This window comes from Sediminitomix flava (genome assembly GCF_003149185.1).
GTDB lineage: Bacteria > Bacteroidota > Bacteroidia > Cytophagales > Flammeovirgaceae > Sediminitomix > Sediminitomix flava.
Genome location: NZ_QGDO01000004.1, coordinates 277,214 through 301,647, shown reverse-complemented (window position 1 = coordinate 301,647; position 24,434 = coordinate 277,214). Strand labels below are relative to the sequence as shown.

Annotated in this window: 12 protein-coding genes; 8 read left to right on the top strand and 4 right to left on the bottom strand. The window is 37.5% G+C overall.

What is annotated here, in order from left to right; all coding sequences use genetic code 11:
- Positions 1–17: 17 nt before the first annotated feature.
- Positions 18–491: a hypothetical protein gene (locus BC781_RS16705; RefSeq protein WP_109619875.1), complete on the bottom strand. Its 474-nt coding sequence runs from the start codon at positions 489–491 to the stop codon at positions 18–20.
- 451 nt (positions 492–942) lie between these two features.
- Here BC781_RS16705 and BC781_RS16700 point away from each other — a divergent pair, with 451 nt between their 5' ends.
- The 4 genes from BC781_RS16700 to BC781_RS16690 all read left to right on the top strand — a co-directional run bounded on the left by BC781_RS16700 (position 943) and on the right by BC781_RS16690 (position 13,396).
- Positions 943–2,604: a tetratricopeptide repeat protein gene (locus BC781_RS16700; protein WP_109619873.1), complete on the top strand. Its 1,662-nt coding sequence runs from the start codon at positions 943–945 to the stop codon at positions 2,602–2,604.
- A gap of 425 nt (positions 2,605–3,029) precedes the next feature.
- Positions 3,030–3,191 carry a hypothetical protein gene (locus BC781_RS25530; RefSeq protein WP_158281504.1) on the top strand — a complete coding sequence of 54 codons (162 nt, stop codon included), beginning with the start codon at positions 3,030–3,032 and terminating at the stop codon, positions 3,189–3,191.
- Between the two features lie 36 nt (positions 3,192–3,227).
- On the top strand, positions 3,228–10,769 hold the full coding sequence (locus BC781_RS16695; protein WP_109619871.1) for a S8 family serine peptidase: 7,542 nt from the start codon (positions 3,228–3,230) through the stop codon (positions 10,767–10,769).
- 194 nt (positions 10,770–10,963) lie between these two features.
- On the top strand, positions 10,964–13,396 hold the full coding sequence (locus tag BC781_RS16690) for a serine hydrolase (protein ID WP_146201716.1): 2,433 nt from the start codon (positions 10,964–10,966) through the stop codon (positions 13,394–13,396).
- A gap of 456 nt (positions 13,397–13,852) precedes the next feature.
- Here BC781_RS16690 and BC781_RS16685 read toward each other — a convergent pair whose 3' ends face one another.
- From BC781_RS16685 to BC781_RS16675, 3 genes are read right to left on the bottom strand one after another with little or no spacing between them, the layout of a single operon-like run.
- Positions 13,853–14,788 carry a succinylglutamate desuccinylase/aspartoacylase family protein gene (locus BC781_RS16685; RefSeq protein ID WP_109619868.1) on the bottom strand — a complete coding sequence of 312 codons (936 nt, stop codon included), beginning with the start codon at positions 14,786–14,788 and terminating at the stop codon, positions 13,853–13,855.
- 3 nt (positions 14,789–14,791) lie between these two features.
- The gene (gene rimK, locus BC781_RS16680) at positions 14,792–15,703 is read right to left on the bottom strand and encodes a 30S ribosomal protein S6--L-glutamate ligase (protein ID WP_109619865.1); all 912 of its coding nucleotides are present in this window, start codon (positions 15,701–15,703) and stop codon (positions 14,792–14,794) included.
- The gene (locus BC781_RS16675; protein ID WP_109619863.1) at positions 15,703–16,140 is read right to left on the bottom strand and encodes an ATP-dependent zinc protease family protein; all 438 of its coding nucleotides are present in this window, start codon (positions 16,138–16,140) and stop codon (positions 15,703–15,705) included. Before BC781_RS16675 ends, rimK begins: the two co-directional genes overlap by 1 nt.
- 463 nt (positions 16,141–16,603) lie before the next feature.
- On the opposite strand from BC781_RS16675, the gene BC781_RS16670 reads away from it, so the two are divergent.
- From BC781_RS16670 to BC781_RS16650, 4 genes are all read left to right on the top strand, one after another.
- Positions 16,604–17,779, top strand: a complete 1,176-nt coding sequence (locus BC781_RS16670) for a helix-turn-helix domain-containing protein (RefSeq protein ID WP_109619861.1) — start codon at positions 16,604–16,606, stop codon at positions 17,777–17,779.
- Positions 17,780–18,300: 521 nt separating this feature from the next.
- Entirely contained in the window at positions 18,301–21,405 is a 3,105-nt protein-coding gene (locus BC781_RS16660; protein ID WP_109619858.1) for a SusC/RagA family TonB-linked outer membrane protein, read from the top strand.
- 24 nt (positions 21,406–21,429) lie between these two features.
- On the top strand, positions 21,430–22,887 hold the full coding sequence (locus tag BC781_RS16655; protein ID WP_109619856.1) for a RagB/SusD family nutrient uptake outer membrane protein: 1,458 nt from the start codon (positions 21,430–21,432) through the stop codon (positions 22,885–22,887).
- An 85-nt stretch (positions 22,888–22,972) separates the two neighbouring features.
- A complete protein-coding gene (locus BC781_RS16650) occupies positions 22,973–24,418 on the top strand; it encodes an FISUMP domain-containing protein (protein ID WP_146201715.1) in 1,446 nt (481 codons plus the stop codon).
- The last annotated feature ends 16 nt before the right edge of the window (positions 24,419–24,434 follow it).

Sequence of the window (24,434 nt, the reverse complement as noted above, 5' to 3'; positions counted from 1 at the left end):
CGCTCTTTTCATATACTTTATTCGTTATTTAGCGATACAGTGAACACACTTTCATTTGCTTCTTCTACATAAATGTGAAGTTCCAAAGGTCTATTCAAAAACGTATTAGCTTCATCAGATTGAAGTTGTACTTGCTCACGAACTGAATATGCTTCATCAAAGTTAGTATTGATGCCATCTACTAAGTTTAAGAAGACTTCTCTTTCACTGCCATCTATATTTTTGAACATCACAGCTTTTGAAAGGGTAACACCTTCTGGCATACCGTTAAATGAAAGCTCATAAGCTAAAATATAGTCACTAGTGAGTGTTAGTTTTGCAGAGCCTGTAAAATCTTCAAAATTCGTATTGTCACTACTGAGGTTTAAGAATGTTTGATTCAATGTAGAGACTTGACTAGATGAAGTATTAGGTAGTATACTTCTTTCATCTTCGCATGAAGTGAAGAAGAATAAACTAAACAGACAAAAGATTAGGAATGATGATTTCATGGGTTATGAGATTGATGAGTTCTTAGCTTTTACGTCCAAATTATAAAAAAGTCTGTAGTGAGGGTATATAGAAATGGTACAAGGTAATTTCTATTGAAAAATTAAAACTTCAGAGGAGCCTCTTTTCTTCTCAATGTCTTTTTAGACAGGCACCGAAGGAAATAGTACAAAAAAATCATTTAAGCTTTAATTTCAAGTGATGTGAGAAAAGATGACGGAAGCTCTTCAGATTGCTTAAATTATTCTTTTTTCGCTAAGAAGATAACAAACTGTACACTATTTCAGTGTATAATGTTCGTATTCAAACCATTCAATTATAAGGAAGTATTTAAGTAGAGGGAATAAAAGCAAACTTTGAGTATTAATATATTTAGAATTTATAGTGACTTTATTATATTTAAGTACTTAATTAATATTTGTAATTCAATCACATCTTCGCGACTAACTGTATATGAGATTTTTTTGGGGGGTACTAATTGTCTTTTTACCATCATGGGTATTAGGAGCAGAACAAAGCACAGAGGAGACTATACTGAAGATGGACAGTTTAGAAGCTCAATTGGAAGGAGTAGAGTCAGATTCTATCAGAATGAATCATCTATTTCAATTGACGGGTTTCTATTTGAACAGAGATATTGACAAAGCCCATCTTTTCATTAAGCAAGCAAGTTTACTCACCGAAAAGATGTCACCATCCTTAGAATTATCTAAGTATTATCATCAATATGGGAATGTATTCTATATGCAAGGTTTCTTTTTGAAGGCCGCTGATTATTATATGAGAGCTGCTAACATTGCACAGAAGATTGGTGATGTAGAAAGGATGGTAAATGCCTACAACAACATAGGAATGGTCTATGTAGAAGAAGGAAATATAGAGAAAGCAGAACATTACCTTGAAAAAGCCCTTAAACTTTCAGAAGAGATTGATCCCGAGATCATAAAACGAGTAAAGTTTTATATGACTATGAATCTTGGAATTATCAGTCATCAAAAACAAAAAAATAATGCAGCCTTATTACACTACGAAAGAGCCCTTTCTGAAGCCCAAGAGTATGGAGATAAAGCCATAGAGGCCAGTATCCTTCACAATATTGGGAAAGTGTTTGTAGATGAAGATAAGTATGATCAAGCTTTAGTTTATTTCGAAAAAGCCTATGAACTCAAGCAAAGTATCGGTGACTTGAAAGGAACAATAACTCCCTTGCTTGAAATAAGTACAATTTATTCGAAGGGTGGAAAATACAAAGATGCGCTAAAAGCGATTAAGGAAGCAGATGCTGTAGCTGAACATTATGGCTCTACCGATATGAAAACCTACGTAGATTCTGGTTACTATGAGGTTTACTCACAAATGAATGAGACAGCAAAAGCTTTAAGCTATTTAGAGGCTTATGTTACAAAAAAATCGCAGATAGATACAGAGCAAAAGGCACAAGATATTTCCCGATTGATCAATCAGCATAAGATTGAGATCAATAATTTGGAATATGAAGCAGAAAAGCAAAAGCAAAGGGCACAGACTAGGATGATTGTAGGAACACTTGTTTTTCTACTCGTCATTTTTCTGATGTTGTATCTTTTGCAAAGGTCGAAGACCAAACAGGCTTTCTTGGCTAAAGAAAAAGCAAGGTTAGCAGAAGATCAGCTCCGCTTAGAAAATGATGCACTCAATCAAAGTTTAGAGTACAAAAACAAAGAACTTACTACTAACATTATGAACTTGATTCAGAAAAATCAACTGATTAATCAAGTTTCAAATGATTTGATAGGCATACAGTCTGATTTAAAAGAAGCTAATAAACGTCCGATTCGTAAGATGATTTATTCTTTACAATCTTCTTCTTCAGACGAAATTTGGAAGGAATTCGAAATACAATTTCAACAAGTTCATACAGAGTTTTACCAAAGGCTTCATGAGCGTTATCCAGACCTGTCAGCTAACGAACGAAAGCTTTGTGCTTTTCTATTGCTAAATATGAGTACAAAAGATATTTCCTCAATTACTCAACAGCAGCCCCGAACCATTAATGTAGCCCGTTTTAGACTTCGTAAAAAGCTAGGTTTAACAGGATCAGATACCGATCTTCATGCATTCTTAGCAAGTATATAACTAAGAATATTACTAATTTTCATTTTCCTATCTTACCTCCATTTTTGATATTCATACTTCTTATTTAAAGTAAGTATGAGGTGGTATGTTTTGCCATTTTTATTTACCTATTTTTTTAAAGCTGATTCATAAATTCGGATAGATAAAGGAGACTGATTATCCATGTGGAAAACAATGGATTTACACCTTTATTAGATGATGAGATTACATTTTTTTTAGTGTGTAATTATACTAAATGCTTGTATGTGGATTTAGTTTTGTTATGAAGTGATTGATTTTTAAGTGTTGGTAATTAGTGTTTTATGTTTTGTGTATACTCAATGTATACTACTTTTTTAGCTGGTGTATGCTATAAGTAATCCAATAAAATTCATGAATATTCTAAATATGGTTAAGCTTGGAAAAGGCTTTAACGATTGTATGTCATGAGTTCAAAAAGTAGAAAGAAAGTGAGAGAAGAATTTGAGGGGAAAAGCAAGAGTGAAATTGAAGAACAAGAGCTAAGAGAACTGATCGATCAGAAGAAAGCAGAAACAGAGGCTTTAAAGAAATTACTCGATGCACTCAATAAGAAACAACAAAACTAATTACTCTATATATTTAAATAATACCAATTCAATTTTATGAATCATTTTTTATCTAAAACTGTAAAGGCAATGGCTTGCGCGGTGGGACTGTATGTGTTCGCAGGAGCGAATGTACAGGCTCAACACACGCCAATTGCAGCAACCTTTGAAAAAGGGGTGCAGCAAGGGGTGATCCGTGTAAAGTTTAAGCCTGAAATGGAGACAACTTTAATGCGATCTCCAAAAGGATTAAATCCTTCGATAGGTACTCTTTCACTAGGTGTTTCTACATTTGATGCATTAGCTGTAAAACATAATGTGAGAGGCATGAGACGAGTTTTCCCATATGATGCTCGTTATGAAGATAGAATGCGTGCACACGGACTACATCTATGGTATGAAGTATCAGTAAATGCATCAGCTAGTGAAGCTGTAGCAGCATTGGACTTCAATAACATTGCAGAAGTAGAGCGTGCTGAGCAAATCTATCAGAAAACAAATGCTCCATATCAAGTAATGGAGATGTCTGAGGCTGCTCAAGAAGCTGAAAATAGCTTTGATGATGAGTTGCTAGGAAATCAATGGCACTATAATAACACAGGTCAGACAGAGATTGCAACAGAAGGTTCTGATATCAATGCTTTCAAGGCATGGGAAATTGAAGCTGGTAAATCAAACGTTGTAGTTGCGGTTCATGATAACGGTTTTGATGTAGACCACGAAGACCTTGTGCGTAATATGTGGGTAAACGAAGCCGAATTGAATGGAGAAGACGGTGTAGATGATGATGGCAACGGATACATCGATGACGTTCATGGTTATTCATTCTCATACGACCAAGGTACTTTGGTGGTCGGAGACCATGGTACTCACGTAGCTGGTACAGTGGCGGCAACAAACAACAATGGTGTTGGTGTAGCAGGTGTAGCTGGTGGTACAGGTATTGGAGATGGTGTACGTATCATGGGACTTCAAACTCTAGGAGGTTTTGTGAGCAATACTGCAGCATCTTTTGTGTACGCAGCAAATAACGGAGCTGTTATTTCTCAAAACTCTTGGGGATATACAAGACCTGGAGCTTATGAGCAAGCGGTATTAGATGCCATCAGATATTTTATTGCTGAAGCAGGTAATTTCCCTGGCTCGCCAATGAAAGGTGGAGTTGTCATCTTTGCTGCAGGTAATGATAACAACGACGATAAGTACTACCCAGGTTATATGGAAGAGGTAATTTCAGTATCTTCTTTAGGTGCAGATTACACTCGTTCATATTTCTCTAACTACGGTGAGTGGGTAGACATTGCGGCACCAGGTGGTGATATGGCTATTGACGGTGCTAATGGTGTTCTTTCTACTTGGCCAAATGACAAATATGCTTTTATTCATGGTACATCAATGGCTTGTCCGCATGTATCTGGTGTAGCAGGACTTGTTGTTTCTAAGTTTGGAGGACCAAATTATACGGCAGAAGATTTGAAGAAGCAATTGCTTTCTTCAACGGTAAGTATTGATGAGAAAAACCCTGAGTTTGTAGGTAAACTAGGTATTGGTGCAATTGATGCTTATTTGGCTCTTCAGCCAGATCAAGGAATTGCTCCATTGGCTGTTACAGACCTTGTAGCAACAGGAGCTTCAGTAGACTTTGTTACTTTAGAGTGGACTACGACAACTGATGAGGATGATGTACGAGCATTTAACTATGATGTATACTATTCTACAAGTGAGATTACAGCTGAAAACTTTGCTTCAGCTAGTATGGTTTCTACTCGTTTGTCAGCAGATACTGGAGCTGTAAATAACTTCAAGGTAACAGAATTAGTACCTGAGACAAACTACTTCATTACTGTTGTTGCAAAAGATCGTTTCGGAAATCCTTCAGGTATTTCTAACGTAATTGAAGCGATGACAAATGCAGGTCCAGATATCGATACTGATGCTTCTATCGCATTTGATTTGACTGATGGTGAACTTAAAGGAACTGGTTCTTTTGAAATTAGAAACTTGGATGAAGGTGTATTAGAGTGGAATGCTTCAGTAAAGCATAAGTCAACTAATATTGCTACTTCGGGTGTAAATGATGTATTCTTACCTTCTGAAGGAACTGCGACAATTATTGCAGAAGAATTACCAGCAGTGACATCTGTTGGAGATGACCTTCCTGCATTTGAGGAAAGAACAATGTCTTACATTGATTTCCAAAAGAACCAAACATTGGGTATTGGTAATGGAGATGGTGAAAAGCCAAACTCAGGAGCTACTCGTTTTTATGTAGATAACACATATCCAAATGGTTTTAACTTGACTGACTTAAAAGTTCGTATGCGTGTACCTTTCGGAACTACAGCTACGATTGAGGTTAAGAAAGGTAGAGATATTGAAACAGCTAATACAGTTCATACACAAGAGTTTAGTGGGAAATCTGATTACCATTTAGATTGGAGTATCAAGCTAGAAGATCAAGTTTATATTTCTACATATGACTATTTCTGGGTTGTGGTTCACTTGCCAGCCGATGAGGAGAACTTAATACCATTATCAATTGGTAGAGTTGCAGATGTAGACAATGCTATTTTGCATCAGAAGTTCTCAGACTCTAATGGAGAGTCTTGGGCTGACTTGCACCCATTGTTGGTAAATGAATTAGGTATTGTAGATGGTGGATGGCGTATGTCTGCTATTTCAAAGAATGACTATTTAGGTGAGTATATTTCATTGTCTCCTTCTGAAGGCGATGTATTAGGATTGGATACAACTGATGTAGCTTTCAATGTAAATGCAGATAACCTGATTAACGGTTCTTATACTTCAAATATCCGTATTCGTTCAAACGATCCAGATGAGAAAGAAGTAGTAGTTCCTGTTACGATTAATGTAGAAGGACGTGAGTATGAGTTGGCGTCTATGCCAATCTACGATTTTGGTTCTGTATTAGTTGGTGCTTCAAGAGAAATGGAATTGAACATTGCTAACTATGGTTACGGGTTGTTCCCTGTAGAATCTATTGAAGTCTCAAATGCTCACTTTGAATTGTTGGAAACGCCTAGAACAGTTCCTGCACGTTCAAAGCAAGCATTACGATTCCGTTTCACGCCTTCAGTAGCAGGTAACGAAAATGGCGTAGTTAGTTTGAAAGACACAGAAGGAAATAAGTTTGCATTTAATATTTTTGGTGCAGCAGTAGCTCCTTCAGAAATTACGATTGACCAAACTTCACATGACTTTGCAAGCATTGCTCTTGGTGATACATTGAATGGCGCATTCACGCTTACAAATACTGGAGACTATCCATTGAATTTCTTCATGCCTCGTTATGCTCCTGATTATAGCATTGAAGGTGTAAATCATGGAAGTAGCTATGGTTATGTGGCTGATTTTGATACTGTAAAAGCGAATTTCAACTGGACAGATATTTCTGCTTCTGGAGAAAGCTTAACTGAATATTTTAAAGTTACTGAGAACTACTATTACGAAGTAGATTTAGGTTTTGCATTCCCTTATTTTGGTAAGCCTGTAAACAAACTTTATATCACTGACCGAGGTGTATTGACTTTATTTGATGATGAGAAAGCATTCGGTAAAGGTTCTACATTAGATTATGGTTCTTCTCGTATTACAGGTGGTTATTTCTCTGCAATTGGTAGCCCTATGGACCTTATCAAAGGTGGTGAAGTATTCTTCCAACGTAATGCTGGTGAATTAATCGTTTCTTATAACAATGTTGTTTTTGGAAACTACGGTTCAGGTTCTATTCAGTTTGTAGTGAAAGAGAATGGTGATATCACGATGAGCTACAAAGATTGGAATACGACAACTAGACAGTTCATAGCGATGGAGAGTCCGTCTCAGGATGATGGTATTCTTATTTATCAGAAATACACAGATAACGATATTTTAGAAGTTACTGAAGATAGTACTACTATTACGCTTGCGAGCCCAGGAGTATCTTTGGTTAACGATATTTCACTAACAAGTGGTTTATTACAGGTAGGTGAGTCAGTTACAATTGACTATGAGTTGACAACAGATGATCTAACAGCAGGTAACCAATTCCAGAAATTAGTTATTGCGTCAAATGATCCAGCAGCTCCAACTTCTCACGTAACGTTTAATGTAGACATAACAGAAGGAGGAAATCCTTCATTGATGGCGAGTACTTCTGCTATCGATATGGGTAATGTATACAAGGGAGCAACTAAGCAAGATGTTGTGGTTGTAATGAATGAAGGAACTGGTTCAATCAATGTGACAGATGTTTCCCTTCGTCATGGAAACTTCAGTATTGAAGTTGATGCTCTACCAATTAGCCTGAATCCTAAGTATTCTTCGTACATAAAGGTAAATGCGAATACTGATGCGATAGCTGAATTAATGGATACATTAGATATCGTTTCTGCTGATACAACTATTTCAGTAGCATTGAGCGCAAACGTTATTGAACCTCCAGTAGCAATTATTCCAACGGATGTGATTTCAGCGACTATTGAATATGGTGAGCAAGTTACAGAATCGTTCTCTATCTCTAATGATGGATTGGGTGATCTACAGGTATCATTCTCAGGTGAGCAATGGGCTTATGTAAGAGAGGCAGTTTCTCCAGCTGTTTCAGCAATGGAACTTCCTGAATATACTTACTCATATAAGACGAATTTTGAAGTATTGAATGGTGGAACAGACCCTTCTGCTCCTACTTTCGTGTGGACAGATCTTAAATCTGCAGGTGGAACAAAATTAGATCATTATGCAGGTTGGAATGAAGTAGAGTTAGGGTTTGACTTTATGTTCTACGGAGAGTCTTACAGCAAAGCATATATGGCTTATAATGGTTTGGTTTCATTTACTGGTGGTCAAGCTTTAGGTGGATTTGCAGGTTCGCCACTTACACTAGGAGAAAATGACGCTGTAAATAACATTATTGCTCCACTTTGGGCAAGACAAAAGGTATTTGATATCAATGAAGACGCAGGTATTTATTTCCTAGCTGAAGATGATAAAGTAACGTTCCAATGGGATACAATGCTTGATTTCTTTGGTACTTCATTTACAATGGCTGAATACCAATTGATTCTATTCAAGTCAGGAGAAATCAAGATTCAGTATAAAACTGTAGAAGGTTCTAGAATTTTGGGTGGTGAAGTTGTAGGTACGGAAAATGCAGATGGTACTTTAGGAACTGAAGTATTCCGTTTCTCTAGTTCATCATACAAAAATGGAATGGTAGTGACAATGTCTCCTTCAGAGCGTTTCACTATCCCAGCTGGTACGTCGAAAGATTTCGACATGGTATTTGAGGGTAATGTATTTGCGGGTAACTATACTTCAAATATCGTAGTTACTACAAATGATCCAGCGAATGCATCCGTAAATATTCCAGTGGAGCTAAACGTAAATGGTGCTCCAGAATTAGTAGCTGTTGAGGATAGTATTGATTTCGGACCAATTGTAGCTGTTGGAGGAGCTTCTTATGAAGCAGAGTTCTCATTTGTAAACGAAGGTGTTGGTACTGCAAAAATTGAAGGATTTGCTTCAAGGTCAGGTAATACTGATGTTGCTGTTGAGATTTGGGGCACAATCCCTGGCTTCAGATGGTTCCCTCCTCAGACAGGTTGGTTCCCAGAGAGTCAATTGGCTAAACTAACAATTGCAGGACAAGATGTTGTACCTACAGCTTCTTCGATGTACAAAGTAATCATTACGCCTTCAGTAGGAGAGTACGATGTAATGTATGATACAATTGATGTGACTTACAGTGATGGCAAGGTGGTAAGTATGCCAATCACTTGGAATGCAATTCCTTCGCCTACATTAGTTGTAACTTCAGATGATATGAACGTAGTCACAAACTATGCAGATCAAACTGAAACACGTCGTATTTTAATTGACAATAGAGAAGGTGAAGCTGTAATTCACTTCTCAATGGAAGTTGAACATAGTCGTGGAGAAGCATTAGAAGAAGTAGTCGCAGTAGAGCAAAGAGTATCTTCAAATGTCATATCTACATTGGCAGCTACAGAAGCTCCTGTATTTGTAGAAACAAAATCTGATTCAGAGTTAGAGCTTAATAATGAGTTGAAATACTTCAATGCTGAAATGGATACTGTTCCTACAGAAATGGTAGGATTTGGTGCAAGTCAGCAATTTGTATCAGGAACAGGGTTTACAGCACCGCAACAAGGTTTCAACTTATCACATGTGAGAACTTGGTACCGTCCTAAAGGAGCCGATAATCAAGATATCGCAGTGACAATCCGTGTAGGTTCAGATGTGTGGACTGCTGAGACACTTCACTTTGAAGAGTTTACGACAGAAACATCTAGCGAGGATGCAGCGGGTAGTTTTATGACCTTCGAATTGTCTGAGGCAATTAAAATACTTCCTAACGAGAAGTTCTGGGTGATTTTTGAATATGGTTTCGGAGTAGAGTATCCGCAAGGAACAATTTCTCAAGATGAAGCAATTGAAAATAGATTTATGTTCTGGGGCGGAGATCAGTGGTATGATATCACAACTCAAGGTGCTCCATTAGCAACAGAAGGTTGGATGGTAGCTGCAGGAGAGGAAACAGCAGTTTCTAACATGTGGTTGTCATTCTCAACGCAAGAAGGTGAAGTAGCTGTAGGTGATTCCCTAGAGATCATTGCTACTTTTGATGCTTCTTATGCATTAGATGCAGATATGTTTGCTAAAGCTGTAGTTACATCAAACGATGTAAATAATACGGGTGAAGTGATCGACATTCATATGCATGCTAACCAAGCACCAGTATTTGTTGATAAGCCAAATTCAATTTCTGTAACTGAAAACGAGGTAATCGAGTTTACAGTAGTTGCGGAGGATAAGGAAATGAATGCATACACTTGGGCATTTGAAGGTGAAGAATTCGTTACTTTCTCTACAGAAGGTGATACCGCATTCTTCTCAATGGCACCAGGTTTCTACGATGCAGGTGAGTACGTTATGAACTTAACGGTTACAGACGAGTATGGAATGGAGAATGTACTTCCAATGGAAGTGATTGTGAAAAACAACAATAACATTCCAGTTGTAGTAGTAGAAGAGATCGTATCATTGAATATGAGAGATGGAAATGAGCTTGAAGCAATTTCTTCTTTTGTAACAGATGTAGATGAAGACGATGAGGTGATCATCACTTTTGAAGTAGCTGATCATTCTGTAGCAGCATTTACTCAAGCGGGTAATGAAGTAGTAATGATTCCTCTTCAGATCGGAGAAACTGTTGTAAACTTCACAGCAGATGATCAAAAAGGTGGAGTAGTTACTGGAACATTTACGGCTGTAGTAGATGAGTATGATCCAGCAACGGTTCTTTCATCAGACGAATCAGCATCTTCATTCGTTCAGTATCCAAATCCAGTAGCAGGAACAACTTACTTTGAGTATACATTAAGTGAAAGATCAGAAGTATCAATCGCTTTGTATAATCTACAAGGAAGTCTTGTTTCAGAAGTACTATCAGAGACTCAGTCAGCAGGTGCTCAAAAAGTTGCTTTCGATGCAACTAGGCTACACGCTGGAGTTTATGTTTACACTGTAAGTGTAGATGGAGTTGTGATCAGAACTGAGAAGATGATCAAACAATAAGTCCACGTAATGAGTGAAGGGAGCATTCCTTAGGGAATGTTTCTCTTCAATATTTCGTCCAAAATCCACAAAAAGAGGTGATTTCGATCGTTGAAATCACCTCTTTTTTCATTTACCAAATCACTGAATTCGGTCATATATACCACAAGATTAATCTAGATATTTGGATACATTACTTTTTAGATCAATCTATTATGAACCGTATAGCTCAATTCGCTATTTTATTTTTGCTTACTTTTTTAAGCACTTCCTATCCACTTTTAGCACAAACTTCTTTTCAAGAAAATCTGCAAAAAACACTTCAAGCCTCTTGGGAGAAAACAGGCGTACCAGGAGTGGCTTTGGCTGTAAACACTCCAGAAGGAGAGAATATCTTTGCAGCAGTAGGAAAAGGGAATACACAAGTGTCACCACAAACGGAGATGGATACCCTTTCTCAGTTTTACATTGCGAGTATTTCGAAGACATTTACAGCAGCTTTGGTTTTGCATTTGCAAGACAAAAAACTGTTGAATATTGATGATAAATTATCAGATTACCTGACAATAGAAGGACTGCCCAATGCTGATCTTATTACAATAAGACAGTTGTTAAACCATTCGGCAGGGGTTTATGATCATTTTGATAATTCAGCTTTTTGGGATGAAGCCGTAGATAATCCGTCTCATGTTTGGACTGCCGAAGAAGTTCTTTCTTACAGTAATGCTAATGGTCCAGCACATCAGCCAAATGCATCTTACAATTATTCAAATACAGGTTATTATTTACTAGGGTTATTAGTCGAAGAAATAACGGGAAAGAGTCTAAGAGAAGCTTTTTCTGATTTTATAACTATGCCTCTTGAGTTGGATGATACATTTTTAGATGATAGTAGCAGTCCTACAGATAAAATCTCAAATTTGGCTGAAAATTATAGAGCTTACGAATATCACAAAAGTCCTGTTGGAGCTGCGGGAGCAATGGTTTCTACGCCATCAGATGTAGCCAAGTTTGTAAAAACAATTTACGGCAAAGACTTCTTGAGTGAAGCATCGCTTGCTGAAATGATAAAGCCTTCTGCAAACTCATCTGATTATGGCTTAGGAACAAGACTTTGGATTCAAGATAATATTGTACATCATGGACATACAGGTACACTGACAGGATACAAAAGTATTACATTTTATATCCCTTCAATAGATGTGTCGGTGGCTATTCATGCAAATGGCTATGCTGCAAATGGTGATACTTGGTGGGAATTGGTAGACGATATTTTTTATGCAGTAGTCGCTGAATATAATGGTCAATGTATTGATGGAGACTGTCCTGAACCAAATGCTCCTACACTACATTATGTTGGCGATAATGAAGAAGGCGAACTATCGATTTCTTGGGCGGAAAGTCCAGATTCGTTTGTGACAGGGTATCGATTATTACAAAGTTCTGCTGCACAACCGACAGAGTGGGAGGTTGTTGAAGATGAATCTACCTTAGTCCAAGGTGTCGATTCATACAGTTTCTCAATGGCAGCAAGAGAGAATAATGAGAGTACTTCACAGTTTTTTAAGTTGCAGGCAGTCAGTGCTGACGGAGATATTAGCCAAGAAACAGACACTTATGCTTATAGTCCTTTGGGAAATAATCAACGCAAACTATTAATTGTTGATGGTTTTGACCGCTATGGAGGAAGTGGTTCATGGGGAAAAGCATATCATGATTTTGTGGCAGATTACAGTACTATTTTTGAAAAAGTACTAGATCGAGATTATAGTATTTCTTCAGTAGCCAACGAGGTTATTGTAGATAGAAAAATCCAATTGGAAGATTATGAAATTGTGATTTGGTTTACAGGAGATGAATCAACGACTTTTTCTACTTTTAGTCCGAGTGAACAGAATTTAGTAAAAGCCTACTTAAATAGCGGCGGACAGTTGTTTGTTTGTGGTTCTGAAATTGGTTGGGATTTATCTGTCAAAGGTTCGGCCACAGACAAGGTGTTTTATAATCAGTACTTAAAAGCTGATTTTGTAGATGACGGAGAGTCGGCTTATTCGCCAGCAAAATCGGTAAATGAATATTTTACAGGAACAACACTGGCTTTTGGGGAGGTTTATCCCGAAGACTATCCTGATGCTATTCAACCTTTAGGCGGAGCGATAAAAATCTTTGAATTTGATCAACCTAATAAAGTAGCAGGAATTGCATATAAAGGACATTTTGGAAGTGGTGAAGAAGAAGGCGCTGTTGTTTATCTCTCTTTCCCTGTAGAAAGTGTGTCCAATCAGCAAATGAAGGAGCAATTTGCAAATCAGTTGATCACTTATTTTGATATGGAAAAAGACGAAGATAAAGATGATAATTTGGTAACAGGCTTTGATTCCGCTCTTCAGCAGAAAATTTTGGTTTACCCCAATCCATTCAGTGATTACCTTATCTGTAAACTCGATGAAAGCTTTCTTGTGACGGATTCACAAGGTATAACTTTGAGTGTATCTAATGTATTAGGAAAGAAATTTTACCGAGCAGAATCTTTGCCGCAAAGTGGAAGTACAGAGTTCAGGATAGATACACATAAATGGAATTCTGGTGTCTATATCTTAAATGTGACTAAGGGAACAGAGAAAGTTATATTTAAACTGATTAAATAATTACTAGGGCATATATTTTCGAGATAAAACTTTACTGTTCTTAGAGTTATTCTAAGAACTCATAAATGGATACAGAGGCGGACGCAGTTCTTCAGACTCGAAAAATTTGCTAAAATGTCGAGTCTGAAGACTCTAATTCCCATTCTTAATTCGAAGATCACTTCGTTAACTCTTCGAATAGAATACCCGTAATCATTTGTCCACCTACTTAATTTTGATAATATGAAAAAACGATGATTTCGCTACTTGAAATCATCGTTTTTTATTTATGTATCAGATTTAACTATTTCTTTTTAATTCACTGAAAATGGGGATGTATTTTCATGGAAAAATGAAGAAATTTGGAATAGATCATAATTAGATCAATCTATTGTTAATCACAAATATAAAACACTGACTGAATCAGTTTTTGTACTTTTTGCACAATTGGAATTTTACTTTTTGCATTTTTATTTTTTAAACTACTCCAATGTGCATAACCGCATCTCCTTGATGAAGAATAGGGTCATTGTTTAAACCAATCACAAAACCATCTGAAGGCGATTTTATACTTTTCTTGTAGTCGCCAAATGGATCAGTAATGTACCCTACAGTTTGTTTCTTGGTAACACGATCACCTTGGTTGACTTCGCTTTGGAAAATTCCCGAAACTTGTGCTCTAATCCAAGATGATTTGCGGATAAACTGATTTTTATATTTGGGTTTAGATACTTTTCTTTTTGACATCCCTAAATGGTTCATGAGGCGAATAGTACCATCAATTCCTAATTGGATAGCATGTTCATCAAACCTTGAAGATTCCCCAGCTTCATAAACCAATATTTTTTTACCGAGTTTAGCTGCCGACTGACGTAATGACTTTGATCGGTATGCAGAATGCATGGTAAATGGCGCACAAAATGCATCGGCTAGTTCCGCATTTACAGAGTCATTGTACATACATCTGATTTGTGGATAATTGGTTCTGTCTGCACCTCCTGTATGAAAATCTACCCCATAATCAATCTGAGGGATAATATCTTTCATCATGAAATGTGCGACTCTAGATGCCAATGATCCATTCTTGTTACCCGGAAAAGAACGGTTAATATCTTTTCCATCGGGTACGTATCTAGTGAAATGGATAAATCCGTAAATATTCAGAATTGGAATACAGATTACAGTTCCTTTTGAAGGAATATGTAAGTCTTTTTCAATGATTCGACGAACGATTTCAATTCCATTAATCTCATCACCATGTAATCCTCCCATCAACAATAACACTGGACCAGGCTTTTTGCCTCTTGCAATTGTGATTGGAATATCGATAGGAGTATGAGAAGGAAGTTTCGCAATATTTACATCTATTCTTTTTACTTCTCCTAATCCAATTTCTATGTTTTTGATACGCATATTCTACGCCTTAATTTTACCTTTTTTCTTCTTTTTCTTTTTAGAAGCTGACTTCTCGATAAACTCTATGATTTTACCAGCGATATCAACTCCTGTAGCCGCCTCAATTCCTTCCAAACCCGGTGAAGAGTTAACCTCCATCACTACAGGTCCTCTTTTAGATTGAAGCATGTCTACTCCAGCAATAGAAAGTCCCATTGCTTTTGCTGCTTTTATTGCCGTAGATTTCTCTTTACGACTTAGCTTAATCAACTTAGCACTACCACCTCGGTGTAGATTTGAACGAAATTCTCCTTCAGCACCTTGGCGCTTCATTGCACCTACAATCTCTCCATCCACTACAAAAGCTCTGATATCTGCTCCACCCGCTTCTTCAATGAATTCTTGTAGAATTACACGTGTGTTTAACTTCTCGAATGCTTCTACTACAGATATTGCGGCTTTATTCGTTTCTGCCAAAATAACCCCTAAGCCTTGTGTACCTTCCAAAAGCTTGATTACGACAGGGGCATCACCGATATGTTCTAAAACTTTCTTTTCTCCTTTACTATAATTAGTGAATGCTGTATTGGGAAGTCCGACTCCCTGTTGTGAAAGAATTTGAAGACTTCTAAGTTTATCTCGAGATCTTGTTATGGCTAAAGAACTAACTGCGGCAAAGACATCCATCATTTCGAACTGTCTTACCACTGCTGTTCCATAGAAAGTAACAGAGGCTCCTATTCTTGGAATAATGGCATCAATATCTTTCAAACGAGAACCACGATAATAAATAGAAGGTCCTTCTTGATCCATAATGATATCACACTTCAGAAAGTCGATAACAAGGCTTTCATGTCCATTTTTTTCTATGGCTTCTACTAGTCTTCTAGTAGAGTAAAGATTAGGGTTACGAGATAGTACAGCTATTTTCATTATTTTTTCTTTGTTTTAGTTTTATAAGACAGATCTTTCAACTGTACATTTACGACGTAATGCCCAGCTAAAAACTTTCTACCCATCAGCACAGGATATTTCATCTCTTGGCGGTTAGTCAGAGAAAACTCTACGGTTCTTTGTTCATGGAATAATTCAACCACAGTTTGAATAACAAAACGGTGTTCTGATTCGCCACTAGAGCTTTTTACATCTTTTTCAGTAAAATGTTCGGTGTAGAAAACCTTATCATCGTATTCGGGATGTGAGGGATCGAGTACCATAAATGAGAGTACTTTCTTATTGTCTTTCTCAACAACTTCAATATGGTGGCAATGCAAGGCACAGCCGTATGCACCTGTATCTATTTTCGTCTCGATATCGAAAAGACCCAATGTTGGTAAATCAATTTTATCTGTCCGTCCTATGACTTCCATACCTCTATTTTATTTGATTTGTCAGACACATTTTTTGTGAATTTGGTTTATCGTTCCCTAAAAAATATTCTCCATTTTGAGAGAACCGAGATAAGCCAATGCCACAAAGGAGGAAGGTTACTGTAAATCAAAAAGTTTCTTTTTGGAAGGACTTACTTAATAATCCCTAATAATGAAGTGGTTTCGTCCTTCTTTTCTACTTAAAAACCATCTATAAATTACACTTTTTTAGCTAGTTTTTTCTTTGAAGAAATATGGAAATTCTATTTATTTTTTAATATTTACTGAATCAAATAATTCTTATAAGTTCTCGAAGAAATAAGGCAAAGTAGTTTTTACCTTTTAAAGGCTAGCTGTGTCTTTATTATTGGCTCTTTCTTTATTCATATTTTTAGGCTGATGATGAAAATAAGAGAGCAGAATAATTTCACCATTATATACTAACGGTAGATTAGTTTCATTCATGACAATTTATCAAACCTTACTGATTATGGGGGCTTTCCAAGCACTCATGATGACAGTCTTTTTATTATTGAGTAAAAGTAATAGAACGCCTAACAGCGTATTGGCAGTAATGTCTTTCTCATGGGCGGTTTGTTGTTTAAGTTTTGCCCTACAATCCAATAAAGTGTGGTGGGATTATCCCCATCTGTTCAGGGTGACATCGGTCTTTCTGTATAGCTTTTTCCCTCCGATTTATCTATATACAAAGTACGTAACAACGTCTGCTAAAAGCTTCTCCAACAAAGATTTACTTCATTTTTTACCAAGTTTGGGCTTTTTGTTGAGTGGTATTCCGTTTTACATTCTATCTGCGGAAGAAAAACGACAAGCCATATTCGATCATCATCCAGAGTGGATGGGTTCTTTGTTGGATGTAGGTAGCCAGGTGACCAGCTTAGTGATTGTTATACAAGGTTTGTTGTATTCATTTCTGAGTATAAAGCACTTACGCAGATTTAATATGAAGCTCAAAGATGTAGTTTCAGAAAATGATACGATGACATTTCATTGGTTGAGAAACTTGATCATTGCAGTGGTAATTATTTGGTTATTAGGGAGTGTTGGTACGTTTTGGGATTGGATATTAGCCGAAGATAGTTTAGTGTTTTTCCAGCTCACCTATTTGTCTATAGTAGTTCTTATTTACTTTATCAGTTATAACGCACTCCGTCAGCCCGAGATTTTCAAAGAAATACAGCTTAGTGAAGGTGAAGAGTTAGTAGATGTCATCATAGAGGATGAAAAAGAGGAAGTTATCCAAGAAGAGAATGAGGAAATGTTGGCAAATTCAAAGAAATTGAGCGTATATATAGAAAATAAAAAGCCTTATTTAAAGACAAAACTCACGCTACAAGAGCTTGTGGATGACCTTGGTTTTACTCGAAATCAACTATCAGCATTGATATTTTATACTTACAAAGCCCATTTCTATGATGTCATGAATGAATATAGATTGGAAGAGGCTATTGCTTTGTTGAAAGGGGATGAATACCAAGATTTGAAATTAGAAATTATAGCTTATAAAGCAGGTTTTAATACGAAAGCTACTTTCAATAGACTCTTCAAACAAAAAATGGGTATAACTCCGAGTGAGTTTAGGAAGAAGCAGCGAGAATTGCATGTAGAGTTAAGCTAACAGAAAAAAATAGCCTAATGATAAAACGTATAACTAAGCTTAGTTATACGTTTTTTTGTTTAAATATTTCGTTAGGTGAAAGTGTGAAAATCAATATTATCTACGTGTTTTATCAATATTCAGAGGTAGAGACGGCTTTTTCAAGAATTGAGATTACAGATAATGTTCATGAAGGCACACATAAAACTAAAATTTGGGATTGTTAGCTAATATTCATTCATATTATTATTGATTATTAAAAATTTATTAAAATCACAAAGTGTTGATTTGTAGTTTCTTGTGTGTTCATATGGTACTAGATTTATGTATAAGTAGTATTTAGTCGTTTTCCTGTTTTTAAAGATTCAAATTGTGTGAATAAAATCAAACACTCTTGAGTTATGGAGCAGAGAGAGAAGAAGAAAATGGGAATACATGTCAAGTTTAATATCGTGATGCTACTGACTACAGCAGTCACGATATTAGTTCTACTTGCTGAATATATAACGAACAAAATTTAGTATAGAAACCAATTCAAAACCATGCATTTGAAACGACTGCTTTTTTTACTCTTTTTGGTAGTGAGCAGCTTAAATGTTTTTGCCCAATCCTTCGTAGTGAAAGGAACGGTCAAAGACGCTGCAAGCAACGAGAGTTTACCAGGTGTAAACATTTTTGTGAAAGGCACCACCTTAGGGACAACGACAAACTTAGACGGGGCATATAGCCTTGAGGTACCCAGTTCAGAAACCGTATTGGTCTTTTCATTTATCGGAATGAAAGAACAAGAAGTTGTAGTGGGGAATCAGACGATCATCAATATGAATTTGGAGACAGATGCCAAAGAACTTGAAGAAGTAATGGTTGTCGCTTACGGTGAAACTACAAAAGAATCTTTTACAGGTTCGGCAGGAGTTGTAAGTGCAGAATCTATCGAGAAAAGACCTTTGGCTTCAGCGACTCAAGCTCTACAAGGAGCAATGTCGGGCTTGAAAGTAACAAGTAGTTCTGGTCAGCCAGGAGCAGAGCCAAGTGTAAATATTCGTGGTATTGGATCAATGACAGCAGGGACAGGACCGCTTTATGTGGTCGATGGAGTTCCTTTGAATGGAGGTGTTTCTGATATCAACCCAAATGATATTGCTTCTACTACAGTATTGAAAGATGCGAGTGCATCTGCATTGTATGGTTCTCGTGCAGCCAATGGTGTAATCATTATTACAACCAAAAAAGGTTCTAAAGGAAATACTAAGATTAGCTTAGATGCTTCGACAGGTATTTCAGGAATTGCAACAAACGGATACGACCTTATGAATTCTGCTCAGTATTATCAGCAGACATGGGTGGGTTTGTACAACAGTGTTTTCTACGATGAAAACGCTCAAATGACAGGACAAGAAGCTTTTGCATATGCCAATAAAAACGTAGCGGCTCGTTCGGGTTGGAATCCTTATTCACCGTATGATGAATACAATCCTTATGTTGGTTTCAATACGCAAACTTGGACTCCAGAGCTTGATGAGTTTGCAAGTATTGTAGTCGATGAAAATTGGAGAGATGCCGTTTACCAAACAGGATTGACGCAGGCTTACAATTTGAGTATCAGCAAAGGTTCAGAGACAGGTTCAATTTTGGTTTCAGCAGGTTACTTCAATGAAAAAGGAGTTGTGATCGGAACAGACTTCGAACGTTTTACTTTCCGTTTCAATGGGGTAGAAAAGATGAACTCTTGGTTAGAAATGGGGGTGAATACATCTTTCACTTACTCAATTGGAAATGGTGTACCTGGTGGCGGGGCTGCAGCTAACCCTGTGCGTTCAGCAGAGCTATTTAACCCTGCAACACCAATCTACTTGAATAATGGCGATTACAATTGGTCTAACGAGGTGAGCTTTGACTTTAATCCTGTTGGTCTAGCAGAAAAAGATATTTACCGTTCTTGGTCGAAAAGAGCGATTGTAAATGCTTATGCAGAATTGAGTTTGCCTCTTGACATTAAGTTCAGATCTACCAATGGAGTAGATTATACAGACTCAGATGGCTTTACCTATTACAACCCAGAACATGGAAATGGTGCAGCGGTAAACGGTAGAGGTTCAGCTTCGGCATCAAGTGTTTATACCTTGAATACAACGAATCTTCTTTCATGGAATAAAAATATTGGAGAGGGTTTCTTAGATGTGATGTTAGGTCAAGAAGCGAATGCTTGGGAGTCTAAAAGTCAATCTACAGAAGCAACGAATTATGCATTTGACGGAAGTTATGAGTTATCGGGTGCTTCTACGCCAACGGCGGCAAGTACAGGCGCTTCTTTTGGTGCTATGGCTTCATTCTTTTCAAGAGTAAACTACGAATACAAGGGCAGATATAATTTGAGTGCTTCAGTGAGAGCTGATGGGAGTTCTAATTTTTCGGTAGGAAATAAATGGGGAACATTTGGTTCTGTTGGTTTAGGTTGGAGAATCTCAGAAGAGTCATTCTTATTAAATTCAGAATGGGTGAATTTCTTGAAACTGAGAGCTAGTTATGGTACTTCAGGTAACAAGAACTTTGGGGCTTATACAAGTTTGCCAATCTATGCTTTAGGAGCAAATTACGGAGGTATGCCGGGTATGGTTCCTTCTCAATTAGAAAATACAGATTTACGTTGGGAGAAAAACCAATCATTAGATCTTGGTTTGGACTTTACAGTATTCCAAAGAGTGAGTGGTACATTGGGTTACTATCGCAGACAGTCTGATGATCTATTGTATGCGGTTCCAAAATCGCCAACTACAGGATTTAATAGCTTATTCCAAAATGCTGGAGAGATTACCAACCAAGGTATCGAGCTAGAAATCACAACTACGAATATCAAGACAAATGATTTCTCATGGTCTACAAGCTTCAACATCACGCATAACCAAAATGAGTTGACCGCTTTGGCAGATGGACATGATGAAATTCAGTCGGGTAATTATATCTTAAAACCAGGGAGTGATCTTTTCCAATTCTACATGGTAGAATGGGCAGGGGTAGACCCATCGAACGGTAAACCAATGTGGTTCACAAATACGGGGTCTACAGATGCAGAAGACGCAAGAATGGATCCTCATGGAACAGGTCGTGAAGTAACAAGTGATTACAGCAAGGCAGAAAGAGTGATGGTAGGTTCTGCTCTTCCTAAATTCTATGGAGGTCTGACCAATATGTTCACTTACAAAAACTTTGATTTATCCTTCCTATTGTATTTCAATTACGGAAATAAGATTTACAACAGCGACTATGCGCAAAACATGCATGATGGTTCTAACCCAGGTGCAAACTTGGCTACAGATGCATTAGACGCTTGGACAAAAGAAGGTGATATCACAGATGTACCTCGTTATATGGCAAACAATACCGATAACGGTCATCAAACTTCAACGAGATTCTTGGAAGACGGTTCTTACTTGAGGTTACAAAACATCACGTTGGGCTATACTTTACCAAAGCATCTAACCAACAAAATGGGAATGCAAAACTTCAGAGTGTATGCAGTAGGAGAGAACCTTCTGACTTTTACAGATTACAAAGGCTATGATCCTGAAGTAGGTGTAGGTGGTAGTACAGGTTTAGGAATTCCTGGAGTAGCAAAGCTTACACTAGGTGTAAACGTTGAATTTTAATCACTCACTATAGAATATAAAGCAATGAAAATAAATAGATTACTTTTAGTTTTCTTGACACTCTTCTCATTGAGTTCTTGTGAGAAGTTTTTGGAAGAAGATCCTTCTCGTGCAGGAGGTGTCTTACCAGAAGACACATTTTTAGCCTTTGATAAAGCCTATGCAGCTTTGGTCGGAAATTACGATATGTTGAGTCATTATTATTTTGATGGCTTAAGCTCTGTGATTTGTGCCGATATAATTGGTGATGACGTTCTGATCAACTCTGAAGGAAATTACAATTGGTTTGTACCTACTTATCAGTTGAATGTACTTCCAAATTATAACGATGCCTACAATCCTTGGAGAAGAGGATATGTGGTTATCAATAATGCGAATAATTTAATTGCATATGCTGGTGGAATTCCAGATGCCACAGATGAGCAAAAAGAATTTCTGACAGGTCAAGGTTATGCTTTGCGTGCCTATACTTATTTGAGATTGGTACAGATGTATGCACCAGCTTATAGTGCTGGCGATGCTACTTCAAATCCAGGTTTGATACTAAGAACTCAACCAACAGATTCAGACTCGCCTGATTTGCCAAGAAGTACTGTAGAAGAAACCTACGAGCTTATTTTAGAAGATTTGGATGAGGCTGAAAAACTATTGCCTTATGACAACTATAAAGGATTCTTAGATAAAAGAGGAGTTCACGCACTTAAAGCAAGAACACACCTTATTTTGGGTGATTGGGAAAATGCTTCAAAATATGCTGAAATGGCAATTAATGGAGCAGGAGGAGATGATGAACAAATAGAATTAATGACAATAAATGAATGGTTAGGTGGTTTTTCACACCAAACCTCAGAGGCAATCTTTGTTTTAGATTACCAATTGGCGGATAATAATACTTATCTGACAATTCCGTCTTTTTACTTCCCTGTCTATGGTTACAGTAGTGTTAGGGCAAATGACAAGTTTGTTGAGATGTTCAATGATAATGATGATCGCAAATGGGTCTTAACAAATGAGTTGACTTGGGACGATGGTACTCCAATTGACCCTGACAACTACTGTATCATGAAGTTTGTACACGATACACAGGTCGGTAATGCAAAATCCAATAAAATCAGAGCATCAGAAATGTATTTGATTTGGGCGGAAGCAGAAGCAGAACTTGGTAACTACAACAAGGCACAAGATTTAGTATCAAAAATAATCCGTCGTGCAAATAGTCTTGCACCACTTCCTTCAGAAACAGGAGCGGATTTGGTACAATTGATCTTGGATGAACGCAGACGAGAGCTGTTCGGAGAAGGATTCCGTTGGTTTGATATCAAGAGACGTCAAGAGCGATTCACAAGAACGGGAGACCATTGGGTGAAGTTTGATTTTGGTCCGAATGACACAGACTATTATCGTTTGACTTATCCGATTCCTCAATACGAAATCGATGCAAACAAAGCCCTAACTGAAGACGATCAGAATAGAGGCTATTAAAAATACCACCATCAATTTTTAGGAGAAAGGAGTTCGCTAGTTGTTGGCTACTCCTTCCTCTCCTAATGCAACTAATCCAAGAGAAATGATGCGTTATCAAAAATATGTAGGAATCCTATTCGCTATTTTAGGCGGCTTGGTCTATTCCTGTACAGAACAAGAAGATGCTATCCCTAGAATCGTTGTCTCGATTGGTGATAGCCAGTTAGATATAGAAAATTTTGGTTATCAGGTAGAGCTTGACGCTTCTACACCAAAAGAAGGACAAGTAGGGCTATGGTCTACTTTGAGAGGAGCAAATGGTATTTTTGAAGATGTAAATGATCCTAACACAATGTTCAAAGGAGAGCCAGGAGAGATTTACACACTTCAATGGACGGTATCAGAAAATGGACATAGCGTTAGTGATGTTTTGGATGTTTCCTTCAAAGCCCTTGATGCAAGTTTGAATGTTTTTTTTCCAGATACGGTAAAAACAAGCTTTACACTTCACCTAGATGCCAATGGTACAAAGTATGGCGGACAAGGTACGTGGTCTTATGAAGGTGCTGAAGGAGCTACTTTTGAAGTACTAGATAGCTGTGTAACTAAGTTCATTGGTTTACCAAACGAAACATATACGATCAACTGGGATGTGACTTATGGTTCGCAAACCGTCAACACAAGTTTTGAAGTGACTTTCGATTCTTTGAGAGCAGATGCTGGAGAAGACCAATTGTACAATATTGCTTATGGCGAAAAATTATACGGAACGCTTTATCCTAATCATCAAGAAGGAGCTACGGTAAAGTGGACTTTACTGGAAGGAAATGGAGGAATTGTTCATAATCCGACCCTTGCAAATTCATTATTTGAAGGTTTAGAAAATGAAGTGTATAAGCTTCGTTATGAGATAAGTCACGGAGGTCAGACGGATGCGGATACATTGTTATATTCTTTCAATAGACATAGCATTTGGACAGATCCAGAAGATAATCAAGAATACAAGACCGTAAAGATAAATGGCTTGGAATGGATGGCTGAAAACTACAACAGAGCTATCCCAGGAGATAATCCAGATTTTCCACATTCGTGGTATTATGGTGCTGACAAAAAAGCAAATATCCACGACGGAGAAGCAGTAGACACACCAGAAGAACGCAAGCATTACGGTCGTCTATATACTTACATCGGAGCAGAAGCGATGGCACCCGAAGGATGGAGATTACCAACAGGTGAAGAAGTTCAAGCCTTAGTAGATGCTTATGGTGGTAATAACTATGCAGGGACTGAGCTGAAAGAAGGTGGACGCTCAGGAATGGAAATGCGAATGAGTGGTGCTTTTGTAGCTTACGATCATCCAAATACAGGACCAGCACATAGTTTCGGGCAAGGCAAAAGTGCCTATATGTGGTACCAGCATAGCGGTGAAGATCCGTGGAATGAGTACATCAGTATGTGGGTATTATTAGCTGACAATGAAGGCTCATACGGTAATGTCATTACTTGGGCTGTAGGTTGTGGTGTACGCTATGTAAGAGAGGTTGAATAAGAGGGCTTTAAAATCC

What these genes read in the sequence shown, in the direction of transcription:
- BC781_RS16705 (WP_109619875.1), bottom strand. Translation starts at nt 491, where the DNA reads ATGAAATCATCATTCCTAATCTTTTGTCTGTTTAGTTTATTCTTCTTC.
- BC781_RS16700 (WP_109619873.1), top strand. Translation starts at nt 943, where the DNA reads ATGAGATTTTTTTGGGGGGTACTAATTGTCTTTTTACCATCATGGGTA.
- BC781_RS25530 (WP_158281504.1), top strand. Translation starts at nt 3,030, where the DNA reads ATGAGTTCAAAAAGTAGAAAGAAAGTGAGAGAAGAATTTGAGGGGAAA.
- BC781_RS16695 (WP_109619871.1), top strand. Translation starts at nt 3,228, where the DNA reads ATGAATCATTTTTTATCTAAAACTGTAAAGGCAATGGCTTGCGCGGTG.
- BC781_RS16690 (WP_146201716.1), top strand. Translation starts at nt 10,964, where the DNA reads ATGAACCGTATAGCTCAATTCGCTATTTTATTTTTGCTTACTTTTTTA.
- BC781_RS16685 (WP_109619868.1), bottom strand. Translation starts at nt 14,788, where the DNA reads ATGCGTATCAAAAACATAGAAATTGGATTAGGAGAAGTAAAAAGAATA.
- rimK (WP_109619865.1), bottom strand. Translation starts at nt 15,703, where the DNA reads ATGAAAATAGCTGTACTATCTCGTAACCCTAATCTTTACTCTACTAGA.
- BC781_RS16675 (WP_109619863.1), bottom strand. Translation starts at nt 16,140, where the DNA reads ATGGAAGTCATAGGACGGACAGATAAAATTGATTTACCAACATTGGGT.
- BC781_RS16670 (WP_109619861.1), top strand. Translation starts at nt 16,604, where the DNA reads ATGACAATTTATCAAACCTTACTGATTATGGGGGCTTTCCAAGCACTC.
- BC781_RS16660 (WP_109619858.1), top strand. Translation starts at nt 18,301, where the DNA reads ATGCATTTGAAACGACTGCTTTTTTTACTCTTTTTGGTAGTGAGCAGC.
- BC781_RS16655 (WP_109619856.1), top strand. Translation starts at nt 21,430, where the DNA reads ATGAAAATAAATAGATTACTTTTAGTTTTCTTGACACTCTTCTCATTG.
- BC781_RS16650 (WP_146201715.1), top strand. Translation starts at nt 22,973, where the DNA reads ATGATGCGTTATCAAAAATATGTAGGAATCCTATTCGCTATTTTAGGC.